Below are 19767 nucleotides of genomic sequence, written 5' to 3'. Positions count from 1 at the left end.
GCGCAGGTTTGATAAACAAGCAAAAATGTCGGACCCTTGCGGGGATTTCCCCATGCATCGTGCATGGATCATGGCGGCTGGACGGGGGTGAGGGTGAAGGAGCGCAGGCGGGGGCCGGATGGCTGGATACGGGTGTTGCAGGGGCTGGTGATCCTCTGCTGGGGCGGCTTTGTCGCCCTGCTCTCCCTCTATCACTTCGCCCGGCCAGAGGTGGCTTACGGCTTTCTGGTCTATGGGGGCGTCAAGGTGCGCCAGAGCTGGGACCCCCTGCTTACCCCCTGGCTGGAGCGTGGGCTCTGGGGTTGCTGTCTGCTGACCCTGGTGGTGCTGGTGCTGGCCCGTGGCCGCAGCCGTCGGCAGGAAGATGCCCGCCACGTCAATCTCTTCATCCTGCTGCTGATCCTGGTGGCCTGCCTGCTGCTTTACTACCGGGGCTGAGGGCGGTCGCCTTCATCCAGCCCCTGAGAGGCGGGGCGCTTGCCTATCTGGCGCTCCACGCTGTCGAGCATCTGGTTGTAGGCGAGCGCCACCCGGCCAATCTCGTCCCCTTCATCCCCCTCCAGCCTGTGGCCGAAGTCGTTGCGATCGGTGGCCTCCTCCATGGAACGGGTCAGCTGGTTGAGGGGGCGGACTATCCAGGTGCGGATGACCCAGAGGGTGAGCAGGAGTCCCAGCCCGAAGATGAGGGTGAGACTCAGGGCCGAGGTGAGGATGTTCTGCTCCACCCGGGTAAACAGGGTGTCGAGGGAGTAGTCAAAACGCACCGCTCCCAGCACGGTGTTTTCCGGCACCTGGTGGCAGCTGGTGCAGTCGGTACCGCGAAAATCCTTTCTGGCCAGCAGCGGGCGGGTCACCACCAGCCGGCTGTGCATGCCGTCATGCTCTACCTCCAGGCTCCCCTTGCCCGCCAGCGCCAGGGCATCAAACCTGTCCTTTGGGGCCTCGTCGTCACGGCCCGGCCCGTACTGCTTGTTGACCGCCGCCCCGCGCACGATGCGGGCATCTTCCACGTGGGCGTGATCGAGAAACTTGGCGCGCAGGGTGTTGCGGGCGTCCATCTTGCCGGTCAGCATCAGCATGTTGAGGCCGTCGAAGTAGGCCTCGGTCTGCTCGCGGCTCTGTTCCTTGATGAGGGTCAGGATGAGGTCACGCTCGCGCACCGCCTGATAGGCCGCGGAAAACACCAACACCATGGAGAAGATGAAGAGCAGGAAGAAGTTGATCTTGGCAGCAATGGAGAGGCGCATGGGACTGGTACATCTGTTGGGTAAAACCCGCGCAGTCTACTCTCCTCGCCGGACGGGTTTTGGTGTCTTGCTCACATTCTGATGAAAAAGCGCCGAAAGGCCCTGCGTTCTCATGCAGGGCCCGTTCATCCGGACTCAATATTCGCCGCTGGTGATGGCCTCGTGGATGGCGCCGGTCAATACCCGCAGCTCTTCAGGGGTGATGACGAAGGGGGGCATCAGGTAGATGAGCTTGCCAAAGGGACGGATCCAGGCGCCCAGTTCGACAAATTTGCGCTGGATGCGCGCCACGTCCACCCGCTCCTTCATCTCTACCACCCCGATGGCGCCGAGCACCCGCACATCCGCCACCGCCGGGTGCAGGGTCAGCTCCACCAGTTCGGTTTTGAGTTGGTGTTCGATGGCTTGCACTCGCGCCTGCCACGGGGAGGCGAGCAGCAGATCGATGGAGGCATTGGCCACCGCGCAGGCGAGCGGGTTGCCCATGAAGGTAGGGCCGTGCATGAAGACGCCCGCCTTGCCGTCACAGATGGTGTGGGCGACATGCTCGGTGGTCAGGGTCGCAGAGAGGGTGAGGTAGCCGCCGGTGAGTGCCTTGCCCAGGCACATGATGTCGGGGCTGATCCCCGCCCAGTCGCAGGCAAAGAGCTGGCCGGTGCGGCCAAAGCCGGTGGCTATCTCGTCGGCAATCAGCAGCAGGCCGAATTCGTCGCACAGGGCGCGCACCCACTGCAGGTAGCGGGGGTGGTAGAAGCGCATGCCGCCCGCCCCCTGGACGATGGGTTCGAGCACGATGGCGGCAATTTCCTCGTGATGATCCGCCACCAGGGTGGCCAGCTCCACCACGCTCTGCTCGTCCCACTGGGCGTGGAAGCGGCAGCTGGGCGCTTCGACGAAATGGTGTTCGGGCAGGAAGCCCTGGTAGAGCTCGTGCATGCCGCCATCCGGGTCGCACACGCTCATGGCGCCGAAGGTGTCGCCGTGATAGCCGCCCCGAAGGGCGACAAATTTGGCGCGGGGCGTCCCCTTGGCATGCCAGTACTGCTGGGCCATCTTGAGGGCTACCTCCACCGCCACCGAGCCGGAATCCGCCAGAAAGACCCGATCCAGCCCCTTCGGGGTGATCTCCACCAGTTTGCGGCAGAGCTCGACTGCCGGGGCATGAGTCAGGCCGCCAAACATCACGTGGGACATCTTGCCGAGCTGGGCGGTGGCGGCCGCGTCCAGTTCCGGCACCTGATAGCCGTGAACGCAGGCCCACCAGGAGCTCATGCCATCCACCAGCTCGCGCCCGTCCGTCAGGGTGAGGGTCACCCCTTTGGCGCTGGCCACTTCATAGCAGGGCAGGGGATGGGTGAGGGAGGTATAGGGATGCCAGACGTGGTGCAGGTCGAATTCTTGATTGGTCATTTTGTGTTCTGTTGTCAATTGATTTGATCTGGTCGGTGTTGACAGTCTACGCGTGCTCTCTACACTAGCCAACAATTTCAGCCACTTGGCTTCGCGCACGCCCTTGCGTCGCGCTGTCCAGCTGGCGGGTCTTGCGGCGAACGCTCTCTTGAGCGCGGCGCAGGATCCCACCAATAACAACCGGAAGCCATGTATGAATGCTCTCACCGCGGGTGCCCACGCCCTTCGTCACGACTGGACCCTGTCCGAGGTTCAGGATCTCTTTGCCCTGCCATTCAACGATCTGCTGTTCCAGGCCCAGACGGTGCACCGCGCCCATTTCGACCCGAACGAGGTGCAGGTAAGCACCCTGCTCTCCATCAAGACCGGTGCCTGCCCGGAGGATTGCAAATACTGCCCCCAGAGCGCTCGCTACCACACCGGGCTCGAGACCGAGCGGCTGATGGAGGTGGAAAAAGTGCTGGAGCGGGCCCGGGAGGCCAAGGCCAACGGCTCGTCCCGCTTCTGCATGGGGGCGGCCTGGCGCAACCCGAAAGAGAAGGACATGCCCTACATCCTGCGCATGATTGAAGAGGTGCGCGGGCTCGGCATGGAGACCTGCATGACGCTGGGGATGCTGACCGCCGATCAGGCGGCGCGTCTCGGGGCTGCGGGGCTCGATTACTACAACCACAACCTCGACACCTCGCCGGAGTTCTACGGCGACATCATCACCACCCGCACCTATCAGGACAGGCTCGACACCCTGGAGCATGTGCGCGGCGCCGGCATGAAGGTCTGCTCCGGCGGCATCGTCGGCATGGGGGAGCAGGCGAAAGATCGGGCGGGCCTCCTGATGGCGCTCGCCAACCTGCCGCGCCACCCGGAGAGCGTGCCCATCAACATGCTGGTCAAGGTGAAGGGGACGCCCCTGGAGAACCAGGAGAACCTGGACCCGTTCGAATTTGTCCGCACCATCGCCGTGGCGCGCATCATGATGCCGGCCTCCCACGTGCGCCTCTCCGCCGGGCGGGAGAAGATGAACGAGCAGATGCAGGCCATGTGCTTTATGGCCGGGGCCAACTCCATCTTCTACGGCTGCAAGCTGCTGACCACCCCCAATCCGGACGAAAGCAGCGACATGCAGCTCTTCAAGCGCCTTGGCATTCGCCCCGCCCAGCGGGCCCAGAAGCCGGATCAGGTTCAAGAGGAGGAGCTGCTGGCCGAGGTGAACCGCCAGAGCGAGCCGAGCGAACTCTTCTACGATGCCACCCGTTCCCGCGCAGATGTCCTCCGTCCATGATGACGCCCGTTGTTACCGGCCCCTTTGCCCTGGGGCAGGCGCTGGCCGAGCGTGAACAGGCCACCCTGCTGCGCCGACGCACCCCGGTGGATGTGGCGAGCGGCGGGCGGATCCGGGTCGGGGGGCGCGATTACCTCAACGTCTCTGGCAACGACTACCTGAGCCTCGCCGGTCATCCCGCCATCAAGGCCGCCTTCACGGCGGGGGTGGCGCAATATGGCGCGGGGGCAGGTGCCTCGCCCCTGGTGACCGGTTACAGCCGCGCTCACCAGCAGCTGGAAGAGACGCTTGCCGACTGGCTCGGGGTGGAGGCGGTGCTGCTGTTCAACTGCGGCTTCTCCGCCAATCAGGCGGTGCTCAAGGCGCTGCTCGGCAAGGATCACCTGCTGTGGCAGGACAGGCTCAACCACGCCTCCTTGCAGGAGATGGGGAGCCAGCTACCTTGCAAGATGAAGCGCTTTTGCCACAACGACATGGCGGCCCTTGAGCGGCTGCTTGAGCCAAACCGGGGCCTGATCGTCTCGGAAGGGGTCTTCAGCATGGACGGGGATCAGGCCCCCTGGGCTGAGCTGGCCACACTCGCATCCCGAAGCGGCAACTGGCTGATGATTGACGATGCCCACGGCCTCGGCGTGCTGGGTGCCGAGGGGCGCGGCACCCTGGCGGCCCAGGGGGTTGCTCCTGCCAGCGTGCACATCCAGATGGGGACCTTCGGCAAGGCGCTCGGGGTGGCCGGCGCCTTTGTGGGTGGCAGTCGCGAGCTGGTGGAGTACCTGGTCAATTTTGCCCGCCACTATGTCTACAGCACCCATATGCCCCCCGCCCAGGCGTGCGCCGTGCGCCAGAGCATCGAGCTGGTACGCGTAGCCGACGAGGCCCGTGCCCACCTGGCTCGCATTGTCGCCCGGTTCCGGCAGGGGGCGCAGGCGCTCGGCTGGCGGCTTGGGGCAAGCGATACCCCCATCCAGCCGCTGCTGGTGGGGGAGAGCCTCGCTGCCCTGCAACTGGCCGAGCGGCTGCGGGAGTGCGGTGTCTGGTCCGGCGCCATCCGCCCGCCCACGGTGCCGGTCGGCACGGCGCGCCTTCGCATCACCCTGTGCGCCGCCCATGGCGAAGATGACGTGGATCGCCTGCTCGAGGCCCTGGGATCCCGCCCATCCACTGACGAGAGAGGGGGCGCCCATGGTGCATGAGCGTTTCCAGTCGGTGGACAAGGCGCAGCTCGCCCGCCGCTTCGGGGCGGCGGCCCGCCACTACGACGCCCACGCCCGCTTCCAGCAGGAGGTGGGGCAGTCGCTGCTGGCGCGCATGGACGAGGGGGGCGTGAAAGAGGTGCGCTCAGGGGCCGGGCTGGATCTGGGCTGCGGCACCGGTTTCTTCCTGCCTGCCCTGGCGCCGCGCTGCGAGACGCTGACCGGGCTGGATCTCGCTCCCGGCATGCTGGCCCAGGCGGCCCTTCGCGGCAGCGGAGCCCGCCTGGTGTGCGGCGATGCGGAGGGGCTGCCCTTTGCCGACCAGAGCCTGGACTGGGTTTTCTCCAGCCTGGCCCTGCAGTGGTGCGAGCGGCCGGCCCAGGCCTTTGCCGAGCTCAACCGGGTGCTCAAACCCGGTGGACAGGTCTTCTTCTCGACCCTGCTTTCGAGGTCACTGTGGCAACTGCGGGAGGCCTGGCGGGCCGTGGATGGTCGTGACCATGTCAATCGCTTCCTGACGTTGCCCCAGTTGCAGCAGGCGGCCCGTGACGGGGGCTTCGAGGCCCCAACACTCTGCCCGCTGACCTGGTCCCTCGCCTACCCGGCGCTCAGCGGACTGCTGCGCGACCTCAAGGGGATAGGCGCGAGCCAGGTCAACGACGAGCGGTCTGCGGGCCTGGGTCATCGCCAGCGCCTGGTGCGACTGGGGGAGGCCTACGAGCGCCACCGTCAACCGGACGGCCTGCTGGCCGCCAGCTACGAGGTCTGCCTCGGGCGCCTGGTGCGGCGCTGACACAAAAAGACTCGGCGCACCCACCCCTTCAGTGGCAGGACGCGCGCCTGCCTTTCACCATGGATATCGGGGCTCCTCTGCGCCCCTGCACTGCATCGAGGAATCATCATGGGGACATCCTATTTCATCACGGGCACGGACACCGACGTGGGCAAGACCCTGGTGGCCCGCACCCTGTTGCTGGCGCTTGCCGCCAGAGGCATTCGCTGCGCCGGGTACAAACCGGTGTCGGCGGGCTGCACCCGCACCCCGGAGGGGCTTCGCAATCTGGATGCCTTGCTGTTGCAGCAGGCGGCCACGGTTGCGCTGCCCTACGAGCAGGTCAATCCCTATGCCTTCGAGCCGCCCATCGCCCCCCATATCGCCGCCCGTGAGCGGGGGGCGAGCATCCCCTTCGAGGGGCTGTCCGCCGGCTTGCGGGAGATTGAGGGAGCTGGGGCCGAACTCGTGATCGTCGAGGGGGCGGGGGGCTGGTTCCTGCCGCTGGATCATCAGCGTCTGCTCTCGGAGTGGGTCGTCCAGGAGCGGCTGCCGGTGATCCTGGTGGTGGGGGCCAGGCTGGGCTGCCTCAACCATGCCCTGCTCACCGTCAGCGCCATTCGCCAGCAGGGGTTGACCCTGGCGGGCTGGGTCATCAACCGGGTGGATCCGCACATGAGCCGCTACGAGGAGAACCTGGACACCTTGAAAGCCATGTTGCCGGCCCCATTTCTGGGGGAACTCCCCTTCGTGGACGCGGTGAATGAGGTGGATTTGCACCACTGTCTCGATGTGTCGCCCTTGCTCTGAGGCCAGACATTCAGCAAACATTCATCGAGTCTGTCTATTATCTGGGGCAAGTGTGGCATCGGTCGCCCCTGGGGCGCCCAGAACCATGCATCCATATCTCACAAGGAGTCAATATGAAGCGAATTATGCTATTCCTGGTGACCAACCTGGCCGTCATGCTGGTGCTGGGGGTGGTACTCAATATCCTGTTCTCGGTTCTGGGGATCAACAAGTCCAGCATTTCCGGTCTGTTGGTGTTCTGCGCCGTGTTCGGTTTTGGGGGTTCCTTTATCTCCTTGCTGATGTCCAAGTGGATGGCCAAGCGCAGCTATGGCGTCCAGGTCATCGAGCAGCCCCGCAACGAGACCGAGCACTGGCTGGTGAGCACTGTTGCCCGTCAGGCCCGTGAGGCTGGCATCAAGATGCCGGAAGTGGGGATCTACGACTCCCCCGAGATGAACGCCTTTGCCACCGGCGCCCGCCGTGACGACTCCCTCGTCGCCGTCTCCTCCGGTCTGCTCTACAGCATGAGCCGCGACGAGGCGGAAGCCGTGCTGGCCCACGAGGTGAGCCACGTGGCCAACGGCGACATGGTGACCCTGACCCTGATCCAGGGGGTGGTGAACACCTTCGTGATGTTCTTCGCCCGCATCGTGGCCGGCGTCATCAGCAACTTCTTCAGCTCCAACAACGAGGAAGAGAGCAGCAGCACCGGCGGTTTCGCCTACATGATCACCGTGTTCGTGCTGGAGATGGTGTTCGGCGTGCTCGCCTCCATCATCGTCATGTGGTTCAGCCGTCAGCGCGAGTTCCGTGCCGACGCCGGTGCCGCCAAGCTGGCCGGCCGCGACAAGATGATCGCCGCGCTCCAGCGTCTCGCCCGCGGTGCCGAGCCGCAGATGGAGGGTTCCATGATGGCGTTCGGCATCAACGGCAAGCGCTCCATGAGCGAGCTGTTCATGAGCCACCCGCCCATCGAGCAGCGCATCGCCGCCCTGCGTGGCTGATAGCCAGTCATCTAAAGAAAACGGCTGCCCTCGGGCAGCCGTTTTGCATTCCGGGGACGGGGTTTTGCCCCCCGATCACCCTATTTGATCACCAGATCCGTCAGGGGCACGGCGCAGCAGGCGAGGATCTTGCCCTCGGCCCGCTCGGCGGCGCTGATGGCGGGGGCATCGGGGTGATCCACCTCGCCCGAGACCAGGGTCTGCTTGCAACTGCCGCAGATGCCGGCACGGCAGCTCCAGGGCAGCTCTACCCCCTGCTTGTTGGCCTGATCCAGCACGGTGCCCTGGTTGTTGCCCGCAAACTCCCGCTCGCCGATACGCAGTTGCACCGCCTGATGGGGGCGGGCCACCGAGAGCAGGGCCCCGCCAAAGCTCTCCTGGCGGATGCGCCCGGCCGGTACGCCGAGGGCGCTCAACCGGTTGGCTGCATCGGCCATGAAGCCGTGGGGGCCGCAGATGAACACCTCCCGCTCCTGCAAACCCCGGATCCGGCCCAGATGATCGTCATTCAGACGGCCGCTGAGTCCCTGCCAGTGTTTGTCAGGCTGGCTCAGGATCAGGGTGAGGGTCATTCCCTGCTGCGCCATGGCGTGCAGCTCGCTGGCGGCAGGGATGTCTGCCTCGCTGCGACACAGGTGCATGAAATGGACGTCATCGAGCTCCCCCCGTAGTGCCAGAGTGCGGGCAATGGAAAGCATGGGGGTGACACCGGATCCCGCCGAGAGCAGCAGCAGCCTGCGCTCGGACCCTAAGTGAAACTCGCCGGCCGGGGGGGCGGCCAGCAACCGGTCGCCCACTTTCAGCTCATGGTGCAGCCAGGGGGAGAGTCGGCCATCGGCCAGTTTCTTGACGCTGATGCTGTAACGCTCGGGCCGCTCCGGCGTGGAGCTCAGGGTGTAGCGGCGCTGAACCCGTGTGTTTTTGATATCGAGGCTGATGGGCAGGTGCTGTCCAGGCAGGTAGTCGGGCAGGGGCTCGCCGTCGGCGGCCTCGAACCAGAAGGTTTCCAGATCCCGGGCCAGGGGTTCCCGGGCGACGCACACCAGCTCCCGTTTTTTCGGGGCCGCGTTGGGGTAGACCGGCGCCCGGGCCCGCTCCAGCACCTCGATCTCGCTGCCCGCGTCAATCCAGCCCTCGTTCAGGGCCACCAGATTCTGGCCGAAGTAGACCTCACTATCTTCGCCACGGCGGTAGCGGGTGAGGGTGGCCAGCGGCTCTTTCAGGGCATTGAAGCGCTCCGTGCCTGCCTCCACCGTGGTCATGATGCAGCGGCTGCACGGCTTGTCCACCCGAAACTCCACCTCGCCGATGCGGATCCGCTTCCAGCCATCCTCTTCGAAGGGGCGGGTGCCGCTCGCCACCAGGTTGGTACGAAACTGGCTCATCTGGTGCAAGGCATCGGATCTCAGGTTGAGATCCTCAAGGGAAGCCTGGCTGATGAGCAGCAAGGGGTAGCCGTCAGCAAAGCTCACCCGGGTGCCGGTCTTCTCCCGAAAACGATCGGATGCCTCCCCGAGCCAGAGCAGGCGCACCGGCTCCCTCGCCACCCGGCTCAGCCACTCATCGGCGTCGGGCCTGGTGTGCAGGGCGGTAAAGCGATCCCCCCAGACACCGGTGTGCTGAGGGGCGCGACTGAACGCCACCTCCATGAGGGCAAGGGGGGGCAGACCTGGATAGCGCAGTTGCAGCCCCCCCTCGACGGGGGTGGCCACCACCTGCTGCAACTGGGGATGGGTGCGGGCGGTGATAAAGGTGCCATCCGGTTTGACCACCATGTAGCGGCGATCCCCGGCAAGTCCCTCCTGGGTCACCCGGGCGCGCTCCAGCGGCATGCCTGCCGTCGATTTGATGGGGTAGAGATGTATGCTGGCGAGGGTCGGCATGTCCTGGTCCTTGTGCTGTGGCGATTCCTGTGAAGAGGGAAAGATAACGATTCCTGCCCCGGGCGGCAATCTTCTCCTGCTGCCCACGTCGAGGGCGGCGAGGGGGCTCGGGCGACAGGCCCGAATGGCTGCGGGGTGTGACGGGGATCCGGTTGTGAAGGGGGCGACCCATAAAGCGCAACATTTATTGATCCTGATCCACCATGTCGTACAAAAAACGGCCCATCATCGGGCCAGCTTCCAGTTTCTGACGCTTTCGCTTCTTCCCCCTCCAGCCACCGTCTGCCCAGGCAACACGGTATCAAGCGCATTCGGATGGGGCCTGTCACACAAAAAGAAGAAAGCAATGTATGAGCAAACAACTGGATATGACCCCACAGCCGGATCTCTCCCAGAAAACGGGAACAGGCCCGGTCCGCACCCGGCTGCCCGTCTGGCGGCCGGCCCTGCCACCTTGCAACCACGCCTGCCCGGCTGGCGAGAACATCCAGGCCTGGCTCGCCCTGGCCGAAGCGGGCCGCTTTGAGGCGGCCTGGCAACGACTGATCGAAGAAAATCCCCTGCCTGCGGTCCACGGGCGGGTCTGCTATCACCCCTGCGAAAGCGCCTGCAACCGTGCCCAGGTGGATGATGCCGTCTCCATCCACGCCATCGAGCGCTTCCTTGGCGACGAGGCGCTGGCCCGGGGCTGGCTGCCTGTGCCACCTGCCCCTGCCAGCGGCAAGAAGGTGCTGGTGATCGGTGCCGGTCCCTCCGGCCTCTCCTGCGCCTGGCACCTCAATCGGCTCGGCCATCAGGTGGAGATCCGCGAGGCAGGGCCGCTGGCCGGCGGCATGCTGCGTTTCGGCATTCCCGCCTACCGCCTGCCTCGCGATGTGCTGGATCGGGAGGTGGCCCGCATCGTCGCGGCCGGGGTGACGCTGACTCTCAACCACAAGGTGGAGGATGTGCTGTGCGAGCGCGACGAGGGGGGCTTTGACGCCGTCTTCATGGCCATCGGCGCCCATCTGGCCAAGCGGGTCGATATTCCGGCCCGGGAGGCGGGCAAGATCCTCGATGCGGTGAGCTTCCTAGAACAGGCGAGTCTGGCCGAAGAGAAAGGACTACCACCGCCCAAACTGGGGCGGCGGGTGGCCATCTACGGCGGTGGCAATACCGCCATGGACGCGGCTCGCACCGCCCGCCGCCTCGGTGTGGAAGAGGCGATGATCATCTACCGCCGCGACCGGGACCATATGCCGGCTCACGCCTTTGAAGCCGATGAGGCCGAGGAGGAGGGGATCAAGATCAACTGGCTGCGCACTATCCGCCAGCTCGACAGTACCAACATCGAGGTGGAGGTGATGGCGCTGGATGCTGAGGGCAAGCCGGTGCCCACCGGCAAGTTTGAAACCCTCGAAGCGGACTCCCTCATTCTGGCGCTGGGTCAGGAGGTCGACCTCTCGGTGCTTGAGAGCATCCCCGGCGTGCGGGTCAACAAGGAGGGAGTAGTACAGGTTGGCGAGAACCTGATGACGGATGTGCCGGGCCTCTTTGCCGGTGGCGACATGGTGCCCTCCGAGCGCACCGTCACCATCGCCACCGGCCACGGCAAGAAGGCGGCGCGCCATATGGATGCCTGGCTGCGCGGTCGCCTCTACCACAAGCCGCTCTCCTATTCATTGGTGGGGCCCGAGCAGTTGCAGCTCTGGTTCCAGACCCATGCGCCGGCCAGCAGCCAGCCGGTCAAACCGCCCTCGGCGCGGGACGACTTTGGCGAGATCATCGGCGGACTGGATGAGGTGGCCGCCCGCTACGAGGCGGCGCGTTGTTACTCCTGCGGCAACTGCTTCGAGTGTGACGGTTGCTATGGCAGCTGCCCCGAGCAGGCCATCGCCAAGCTGGGGCCGGGTCTGGGGTATCAGGTGGATGCCGAGCGTTGCACCGGCTGCGGTGCCTGCCACGACCAGTGTCCCTGCCACGCCATCGAGCTTCGCCAACCGGAGGAGTCCCAATGAAACATGAATTGATCATGGTCGACGGCAACGAAGCCGCGGCCCGGGTGGCGTACCAGCTGAGCGAAGTGTGTGCCATCTACCCTATTACCCCGAGCTCGACCATGGCCGAACTGGCCGATGCCTGGGCGGCAGAGGGGCAGACCAACCTGTGGGGCAACATCCCCACCGTGGTAGAGATGCAGAGCGAAGGAGGAGCGGCTGGCACGGTACACGGCGCCCTGCAGGCGGGGGCGCTCGCCACCACCTTCACCGCCAGTCAGGGACTGATGCTGATGCTGCCCAACATGTACAAGATCGCCGGTGAACTGACTTCGGCGGTGTTCCATGTGGCGGCCCGATCCTTGGCGGCGCAGGGGCTGTCGATCTTTGGCGACCATCAGGACGTGATGGCGGCGCGCAGCACTGGCTTTGCCATGCTCGCCTCCGGCTCGGTGCAGGAGGCGCAGGACCTGGCCCTGGTCGCCCACAGTGTCACCTTGCAGTGCCGGGTGCCCTTTATCCACTTCTTCGACGGGTTCCGTACCTCCCACGAGGTGAACAAGATCACCGCGCTGCACAAAGATGAGATCCGGGCCCTTATCGACAACGACTGGGTGCGGGCCCACCGTGCCCGGGCGCTCAACCCGGATCATCCGGTGATGCGTGGCACCGCCCAGAACCCGGATACCTATTTCCAGTCCCGCGAGAGCGTCAACCCCTTCTACGAGGCGGTGCCGGCCCGGGTGCAGCAGTGCATGGAGAGCCTCGGTGAGCTGACTGGCCGCCACTACCAGTTGGTGGAGTACCACGGCGCGCCCGATGCCACCGATGTCATCGTGCTGATGGGCTCGGGGGCCGCCACCGCCCTCACGACGGTGGATTGGCTCAACCAGCAGGATCGCAAGACCGGGGTGCTGGTCATTCGCCTCTATCGCCCCTTCCCGGTACAGGCGCTGCTCGATGCGCTGCCCGCGAGCGTGCGGCGCATGGCGGTGCTGGATCGCACCAAGGAGCCGGGGGCCGGTGGCGAGCCGCTGCTGCTGGATGTGCAGAGTGCGCTGATCGACGGTTTGCAGCGCGGCCTTATCAAGCGGCTGCCCTGGCTGAGCGGCGGTCGCTACGGCCTCTCTTCCAAGGAGTTCACCCCCGCCATGTGCGCGGCCGTGTTTGAGGAGCTGGCCTCCGATGCGCCGCGCCCGCGCTTTACCGTGGGGATTGTGGATGATGTGTCGGGCCTCAGTCTGGCCTGGCACCCCATCGGCGATCTGGAGCCCGCCAGTCGGGTGCGGGCGCTCTTCTTCGGCCTCGGTGCCGACGGCACGGTGGGCGCCAACAAGAACAGCATCAAGATCATCGGCGAGCTGGAGGGCTTCCACGCTCAGGGCTACTTCGTCTACGACTCCAAGAAGTCGGGCTCGCGCACCGTCTCCCACCTGCGCTTTGGCCCCGAGCCCATCGATGCCCCCTGGCTTATCGAGCAGGCGAGCTTTATCGGCTGCCACCAGTGGGGCTTTGTCGAGTCAGTGGATCTGCTGGAGCATGCCGCCGAAGGGGCGACCCTGCTGCTCAATGCTCCCTATGAGCCTGAGCGGGTCTGGGCCGAGCTGCCCGAGCGGCTGCGCGCCCGCATCCGCGCCCTCGATATCCGCCTCTACTGCATCGATGGGGGTCGGGTGGCCGAACGCAACGGCATGGGCAATCGTATCAACACCATCATGCAGACCTGCTTCTTCGCGCTGGCTGGCATCTTGCCGCGGGATGAGGCGATTGCGCTGATCAAGGAGAGCATCGAGAAGAGCTATGCCCGCAAGGGGCCCGAGGTGGTCGAGCGCAACTTCGCGGCGGTGGACGACACTCTGGCTCATCTCCATCAGGTGGCCATCCCGGCCGGTGAGGAGCAGATCAGCGACTATCCGCTGCCACTGGCACCGGGTGGCAGCGAATTTGTCCAGCGGGTCACAGGCCCGATGCTGGCAGGGCGCGGCGATCGCATCCCGGTCTCCATGCTGCCGGTGGATGGCACTTACCCCACTGCCACCAGCCGCTTCGAGAAGCGGGATATCGCCCGCGAGATCCCCATCTGGCATTCGGATATCTGCATCCAGTGCGGCAACTGCGTCTTTGTCTGCCCCCATGGGGCGCTGCGGGCCAAGTTCTACCATCAGGACTGGCTGGCAACGGCCCCCGAGGCCGCCCAGTCGGTGCCCGTCACCGCCAGGGGTTTCCCCGACAGCCGCTACACCTTGCAGCTCTATCCGGAGGATTGCACCGGCTGCGGCCAGTGCGTGCAGGCTTGTCCGGTGCGGGCTGGGGCTGATGAGGAACACGAGGGCGAGCGCGCCATCACCATGATGGACAAGGCGCCGCATCTGGCTGGTCAGAAGCAGGCGCTGCGCTGGTTCGAGAGCCTGCCCTGGCCTGCTCGCGAGCGGGTGGACTTCTCCACGGTGCGCGGCACCCAGTTCCTCGAACCCCTGTTCGAGTTCTCCGGTGCCTGCGCCGGCTGTGGCGAGACTCCCTACCTCAAGCTGCTGACCCAGCTGTTTGGGGATCGCATGCTGGTGGCCAACGCCACCGGTTGCTCCTCCATCTACGGCGGCAACCTGCCGACCACCCCCTGGGCCAAGAACGGTGAAGGGAAGGGGCCGGCCTGGTCCAACTCCCTGTTCGAGGACAACGCCGAGTTTGGCTTTGGTTTTCGCCTCACCGCCGATCAGCATCACGGTCAGGCGGTGGCGGCTCTCGAAGTGATGAAGGGGGAGCTGGGCGCAGAGCTGGTCGATACCCTGATTAGCGCCCCCCAGCGGCTGGAGTCTGAGATCCGCGCCCAGCGTACCCGGGTCGCGCAAGTGCGGGAGCGGCTGGAAGAGGTGAAATCCGGCAAGGCTCGCGAGCTGCTCTCCTTGATTGATCAGCTGGTGCGCCGCTCGGTCTGGATAGTGGGCGGCGATGGCTGGGCCTACGACATCGGCTCGGCGGGGCTCGACCATGTGCTCGCCTCCGGGCGCGATGTGAACGTGCTGGTGATGGATACCGAGGTCTACTCCAACACCGGCGGCCAGATGTCGAAATCGACGCCGCTCGGCGCCGTCGCCAAGTTCGCGGCGGGGGGCAAGACGCTGGCCAAGAAGGATGTGGCGTTGCAGGCCATCTCCTACGGCAACGTCTATGTTGCCCGCATCGCCTTTGGTGCCAACCCGCAGCAGGCGCTACAGGCCTTGCGGGAAGCGGAAGCCTATCCGGGCCCGTCCCTTATCATCGCCTACAGCCACTGCATCGCCCACGGCATCGACATGGAGCAGGGATTGGCCCAACAGAAGCGTGCGGTCGATTCGGGCCACTGGCCGCTGATGCGCTACAACCCGGTACTGCGCAGCGCTGGGCAGAACCCCTTCAGCCTCGACAGCCTGCGCCCCTCCATCCCCCTTGCCGAATACCGGCAGGAGGAGACCCGTTATCGGGTGCTGGCCCAGAGCCATCCACAGGAGGCCGAGCGGCTGATGCAGGTGGCGCAACAAGTGGCGTGGCAGAAGTGGGCCACCTACGAGGAGATGGCCACCCGCGAGGCAAGCCATTTCCATCCGCTGGTGTGATCATGGGATGAAACAGGTAAGACAAAGCGGGCCATTGTCCCGCTTCGTTTTCCGGTGCCAAGGGAAGTGGCCGTTGCCGCGCCTTGGGGCGGCCAACAAAAAGCCCGGCGTCGGCCGGGCTGGCAGGATAAGTTGCTTATCCAGGTATTCGTCGAGGCGTCTAGTGTGGATGTTGTTTGAGGATGTCGTATATCTCCTCTTTCAGTTTAAGTTTCTGTTTTTTCAGATCCTTCACCTCGGAGCTGTAGTCGCTGGCGTGGTGTTTCTCCAGCTTTCTGATCTCCGCATCCAGGTCGTTGTGCAAGTCAAACTTCTTCTGGAAATGGACATCACTGCTCTTCAGTTTCGAGATGAGATCTCTGTACTCCGGAAACATGTAATGAAGCCTCCTTGTTGTCGTTTGATTGTGCCTGCAAGACCAAAGTACCCCTTACTGCCGGGGAGAAACGTGATCCCGATCCAATTCGGGGCCACGGAATTGCTGCATGGGAAGGGTGATTTTTAACTGTTTGAATTACATGATGATTGCCTGCTGACCCTGGGGCAGCAGAGGAAAGAAGCGGGATCCGCTTCACATTCGGGAGAGAGGGTCTGCAACGGGGCGGGCAACAGAAAGGGGCACGAGGCCCCTGACTGGAAACGGGTGAGCCGTTTACTCTTTTTTCTTTTTCTTCTCGGGCAGGGGCTTGCCGTCTCTGGCAATCACCTTGCCCGCCTCGAAACCGATCTGCGCCGCCAGCTCTTCCAGATCCGGCGCCTTGGCCTCGTTGCCGATGGCGTACTGGTAGTTGGCGATGGAGATCTTCTCCGCCACCGGTGTGCCCGGCACGATGGGTTCGCGCCAGCCCTGACCGATGTGGGCCACCAGGGTGCCGTTCATGATGAGCTCGCCGACGATCTCCTGGGTGGGGATGCCCTTGCCGTAGGTGAGGCCCTGCGGGTGCTTCTTGCCGACCAGGGGCTCTTGGCTTGCGGGCATCAGCTTGGTGCGGATCAGCCACTTGGGCGATTTGGTCTTGCCCACCGCCTTGCCGGTCTGGTACTCGTTGATCTTGATGGTCTTGATCATCTGGGCCGTGAACTCCTTGGTCAGGGCCTTCTGGGCTTCGCTGGTCTCGTCGATGACGATGGGGGCCACATACCAGGTCTGGGGAGCCTGCGCCTTGGGGGTCGCCGGGGCGGTTTGCGCCATGGCGAGCGGGCTGAGCAGGATGGCCGTCAACAAGAGTCCGATTTTCTTCATGGTGATTCCGCTTATGTTTCGACAAGAATTTTGTTTTGCCAGCGACGACTGCGCCAGCGCCAGAACATGGCCAGACCGCGCACCCACTCGTCGCAGGCGAGGGCCAGCCAGATGCCTACCAGGCCATAGCCCTGCATGATACCAAGGAAATAGGCCAGGGGAACGGCAATGCCCCACATGGAGACGAGCGCCATGTAGAGCGGGAAACGGGCATCCCCGGTGGCGCGCAGGGCGTTGATCACCACCAGATTGAAGGTGCGACCGGGTTCGAGGATGAGGCTGATGAGGAAGAGCTGCGCCACCTGGGTGATGATGTCGGCGTCGTCGGTGAACAGGCTGATGATGGCGCGGCCGTTGAGGGCGGCGGCGATGGCGATGGCGGCGGTGACGATGAGGCCGAGTTTCAGGCTCTTCATCAGTTGGCGATAGGCCTGATCGAAGCGTCGGGCCCCCGCCAGGTGGCCGATGATGATCTCGTTGCCAAGGCCGATGGAGAGGCCGAACAGCAGGATGAACAGGCAGATCTGGAAGAAGTAGGACTGGGTCGCCAGCGCCTTGTCGCCGAGCAGGCCGACGAAGGCGGTCACCACCATGAACTGCAGCATCCAGGAGAGGTTCTCCCCCGCCGCCGGCAGACCGATGTGCAGCACCTTGTCCAGCATGGCGCGGCTTGGGCGGACGATCTCGGGCAGACGCAGCCGGATGCCGGTCTTGCGCGCCACCAGCCACACCAGCAGCACCACCCCGACGATGCGCCCCGCCACCGTGCTGATGGCGACCCCGGCGACCCCGAGCTGGGGCAGGCCGAACCAGCCATAGAGCAGCAGCAGGTTGCCGACGAAGGTGATGAGGTTGACGATGAGGGTCACGTACATAGCCTGGCGGGTGTGGCCGTGGGCACGCAGGGTGGCGGCCAGGCAGAGGGCCGCCGCCTCCGGCAGCAGGCAAAGCCCGATGATCTGCAGGTAGAGGCTGCCGTCGCTCATCAGGTGGGCAGGCAGGTTCATCAGCGCCAGCATGGTGCCGGCCCCCGCCATGACGCCGACCGCGGCCACCAGTCCCACCAGCAGGTTGAAGCCGATGGCGGTGTGGATGACGACGCGGGCTTTTTCCTTGTCTCCCGCCCCCAGATACTGGGTGATCACCACGCTGGTGCCGATGCTGACGAAGCTGAACAGGGTGATGGCGAGATCGAAGACCTGGTTGCCCACCGCGAGGGCCGCCACCCCCTGATAGGAGACATGGCCCACCATGAAGGTGTTGAGGGCCCCGGTCAGAAAGTGAAGGGCCAGATCGATGAACAGTGGCCAGGTCAGGGCGAAGAGGGAGCCCGGGCCCGCGTGGGATTGAGTCTGCATGGGATATCCAGGTGCTGGCGATGGCCCTCGTCAGGGCCAACTGGAGGGGCATTTAACACCAAGCGGGGGCGGGGTGCAATCCTGGTCGCAGGAGGAGGGGACCTGCGACCAGGGGATGTGTCTCAGACCGGCGTGGCGCCGGCCTCCTGCTCGCTGGGGCGGGTGAGGCGCGCCGAGTCGGGCAGGTCGTCATCGTGCGGCCAGCGGGTGAGCAGGGCATCCGTGGTGCTCTCCACCCCCTCGTCGTCCCGGAACACCGGCTCCCGGTAGCAGCGGGTCATGCGCAGGGCCTGGTACATGTCGGGGCAGAGGATGATGCCATCCTCGCCGACCCGGATCCCCGCCTGTTTGAACCACTGGCTCATCTGGCCGTGCCGACCGGCCATCACCATGTGGATGCCGCGCCGCTTGAGCTCCTTGTGCAGCTCTCCCACCATGCTCATGACGCTGATGTCCTGATGGGTGAAGCAGGCCACCGCATCCACCACCAGGCACCTGGGATTGTGGGGATCCTGCACCAGCAGTGCCAGCACCCGCCGCTTGAAGTAGGGGGCGTTGAAGTAGGTGAGCGGGGAGTTGAAGCGGTAGACCAGGATGCCGGGAATCGCCTTGGCCTGCTCGTTGTCCCCCAGGGTACGCACCACGCCCTCGTCGTCCATGCCGAGCAGTTGGTCGGTGGGGCGCATCACGTTGCGCAGGAACTGGAACAGCCCCAGCAGGACCGCGAGGGTGATGCCCGGAATGACCCCCATGGTGAGCACGCTGACAAAGGTCACCAGGGCGAGCCAGAAGGCGGCGCGGTCCGAGTCGCGCAGGGCCCAGAGGCCGCGAAAATCCGTGAGCGACAGGGAGGCCATCACCAGCACCACGCCGAGGGCGGCGGTGGGAATGTACTGCAGCGGCGCCGTCAGGTAGAAGGTGACCAGGGCGATGACGGCGGCGGCGATGATGGAGACCAGCTGGCTCTTGCCGCCGTTGGCGTCGTTGACCGCGGTGCGCGAATCCGCCCCGCTGATGGCAAACCCCTGGGAGGCGGCGGCGGCCAGGTTCGCCATGCCCAGCGCCCTAAACTCCTTGTCCGCATCAATCTCGTAGCCGTTCTTGGCGGCAAAGCTGCGGGCGGTGAGCATCATGGAGACGAAGCTCACCATGGCGAGGTTGAGGGCGGGCAGCACCAGCTCACGGATAAGCCCGGGGGGAAAGTCCGGCATCTGGAAGGCGGGCAGCCCCGAGCCGATGGTCCCCAGGGTGGCGATGTCGACGCGGCCGAGATTGAACAGCCACACCAGGGCCGCCGTCACCACCATGGCCACCATGGAGGAGGGCCAGGCCGGTCTGTAACGCTTGGCCAGCAGCAGGGTGAGCAGGGCCGTCAGGCTCATGGCCAGGGTGGGCAGATGGGTCTGGGTAATGTAGCTGGTGCCGTTCAGGATCCGCTCTATCAGGTAGCGCTCGCTGAAGGTGAAGCCGAAGATCTTGGAGAGCTGGCCCACCATGATGGTGATGGCCACCCCGTTGAGCAGCCCCATCAGGATGGGGCGGGAGAGAAAGTCTGCCAGCACCCCCAGTTTGAAGCGGCTGGCGATGAGGCACCAGAAGCCGGTCATGGCGGTCATGGTCATCACCAGTTGCCAGTGACGGGTGGGATCCCCGGCGGCGAGCGGCGTTACCACGGCGGCGATCACCGCGCAGGTGGCGGCATCCGGACCGACGATGAGCTGACGGGAGGTGCCAAAGAGGGCATACACCACCATGGGCAGGATGCAGGAGTAGAGGCCGACGATGGCGCCCACCCCGGCGAGCTCCGAATAGGCGATGGCCACGGGCAGGGCCACGGCGGCGACCGAGAGGCCAGCGCGAAGATCCGGCATCAGCCAGGCCCGCTGGTATTGCAGCAAGGCGGCGAGCCCCGGCAGCCAGCGCTCGAGAGAGAAGAAGTCGCGCATTATTTAACCCATTGAGTTACAAACATCTTTTTCTTAGTGTGCCCAAGGTTGTCGACCCTTTGCAATCC

The 19767-nt window shown here is 65.0% G+C and carries 15 protein-coding genes; 8 read left to right on the top strand and 7 right to left on the bottom strand.

The genetic code is table 11. The features are described 5' to 3' along the window. Positions 1–93: 93 nt before the first annotated feature. On the top strand, positions 94–438 hold the full coding sequence (locus AB5Y51_RS17800) for a hypothetical protein (RefSeq protein ID WP_042016383.1): 345 nt from the start codon (positions 94–96) through the stop codon (positions 436–438). On the opposite strand, the gene AB5Y51_RS17795 is transcribed toward AB5Y51_RS17800, so the two are convergent. Beyond that, positions 426–1247, bottom strand: a complete 822-nt coding sequence (locus AB5Y51_RS17795; RefSeq protein WP_368178860.1) for a HAMP domain-containing protein — start codon at positions 1245–1247, stop codon at positions 426–428. The two genes, AB5Y51_RS17800 and AB5Y51_RS17795, sit on opposite strands and share 13 nt — an antisense overlap. Before the next feature lie 135 nt (positions 1248–1382). After that, positions 1383–2657: an adenosylmethionine--8-amino-7-oxononanoate transaminase gene (gene bioA, locus AB5Y51_RS17790; RefSeq protein ID WP_368178858.1), complete on the bottom strand. Its 1275-nt coding sequence runs from the start codon at positions 2655–2657 to the stop codon at positions 1383–1385. A 193-nt stretch (positions 2658–2850) separates the two neighbouring features. Here bioA and bioB point away from each other — a divergent pair, with 193 nt between their 5' ends. From bioB to htpX, 5 genes are all read left to right on the top strand, one after another. Then, a complete protein-coding gene (gene bioB / locus AB5Y51_RS17785; protein ID WP_053288634.1) occupies positions 2851–3939 on the top strand; it encodes a biotin synthase BioB in 1089 nt (362 codons plus the stop codon). Further along, complete coding sequence (gene bioF / locus AB5Y51_RS17780; RefSeq protein ID WP_368178856.1) at positions 3936–5132, top strand: 8-amino-7-oxononanoate synthase; 1197 nt, start codon at positions 3936–3938, stop codon at positions 5130–5132. The genes bioB and bioF overlap by 4 nt, the downstream gene beginning before the upstream one ends. After that, entirely contained in the window at positions 5122–5925 is an 804-nt protein-coding gene (gene bioC, locus AB5Y51_RS17775) for a malonyl-ACP O-methyltransferase BioC (protein ID WP_368178855.1), read from the top strand. Before bioF ends, bioC begins: the two co-directional genes overlap by 11 nt. Positions 5926–6033: 108 nt before the next feature. Then, complete coding sequence (gene bioD, locus AB5Y51_RS17770) at positions 6034–6714, top strand: dethiobiotin synthase (RefSeq protein WP_319892887.1); 681 nt, start codon at positions 6034–6036, stop codon at positions 6712–6714. 113 nt (positions 6715–6827) lie between these two features. Beyond that, positions 6828–7700, top strand: coding sequence for a protease HtpX (gene htpX / locus AB5Y51_RS17765; protein ID WP_010674070.1), 873 nt, complete (start codon positions 6828–6830; stop codon positions 7698–7700). 80 nt (positions 7701–7780) lie between these two features. On the opposite strand, the gene AB5Y51_RS17760 is transcribed toward htpX, so the two are convergent. Continuing rightward, on the bottom strand, positions 7781–9583 hold the full coding sequence (locus AB5Y51_RS17760; protein ID WP_368178854.1) for an MOSC N-terminal beta barrel domain-containing protein: 1803 nt from the start codon (positions 9581–9583) through the stop codon (positions 7781–7783). A gap of 350 nt (positions 9584–9933) precedes the next feature. On the opposite strand from AB5Y51_RS17760, the gene AB5Y51_RS17755 reads away from it, so the two are divergent. Next, positions 9934–11580 (top strand): NAD(P)-binding protein, encoded by a 1647-nt coding sequence (locus tag AB5Y51_RS17755; protein WP_368178852.1) that lies wholly within the window; start codon positions 9934–9936, stop codon positions 11578–11580. Then, on the top strand, positions 11577–15152 hold the full coding sequence (gene nifJ, locus AB5Y51_RS17750; RefSeq protein ID WP_368178850.1) for a pyruvate:ferredoxin (flavodoxin) oxidoreductase: 3576 nt from the start codon (positions 11577–11579) through the stop codon (positions 15150–15152). The genes AB5Y51_RS17755 and nifJ overlap by 4 nt, the downstream gene beginning before the upstream one ends. A gap of 160 nt (positions 15153–15312) precedes the next feature. On the opposite strand, the gene AB5Y51_RS17745 is transcribed toward nifJ, so the two are convergent. The 4 genes from AB5Y51_RS17745 to AB5Y51_RS17730 form a co-directional block, all read right to left on the bottom strand. Further along, on the bottom strand, positions 15313–15528 hold the full coding sequence (locus AB5Y51_RS17745; protein ID WP_005313020.1) for a YdcH family protein: 216 nt from the start codon (positions 15526–15528) through the stop codon (positions 15313–15315). A 276-nt stretch (positions 15529–15804) separates the two neighbouring features. Then, positions 15805–16395, bottom strand: a complete 591-nt coding sequence (locus AB5Y51_RS17740; RefSeq protein ID WP_039039859.1) for a hypothetical protein — start codon at positions 16393–16395, stop codon at positions 15805–15807. Positions 16396–16406: 11 nt separating this feature from the next. Further along, positions 16407–17753, bottom strand: coding sequence for an MATE family efflux transporter (locus AB5Y51_RS17735; RefSeq protein ID WP_010674075.1), 1347 nt, complete (start codon positions 17751–17753; stop codon positions 16407–16409). 122 nt (positions 17754–17875) lie between these two features. Further along, complete coding sequence (locus AB5Y51_RS17730; protein WP_039039857.1) at positions 17876–19699, bottom strand: SulP family inorganic anion transporter; 1824 nt, start codon at positions 19697–19699, stop codon at positions 17876–17878. Between the last annotated feature and the right edge of the window lie 68 nt (positions 19700–19767).

The organism is Aeromonas sp. R7-1, assembly GCF_040908115.1.
In the GTDB taxonomy this organism is placed as follows: Bacteria; Pseudomonadota; Gammaproteobacteria; order Enterobacterales; family Aeromonadaceae; genus Aeromonas; species Aeromonas caviae.
Note: the sequence above shows the minus strand (reverse complement) of the source record. Positions and strands in the feature narration are given on the sequence as shown.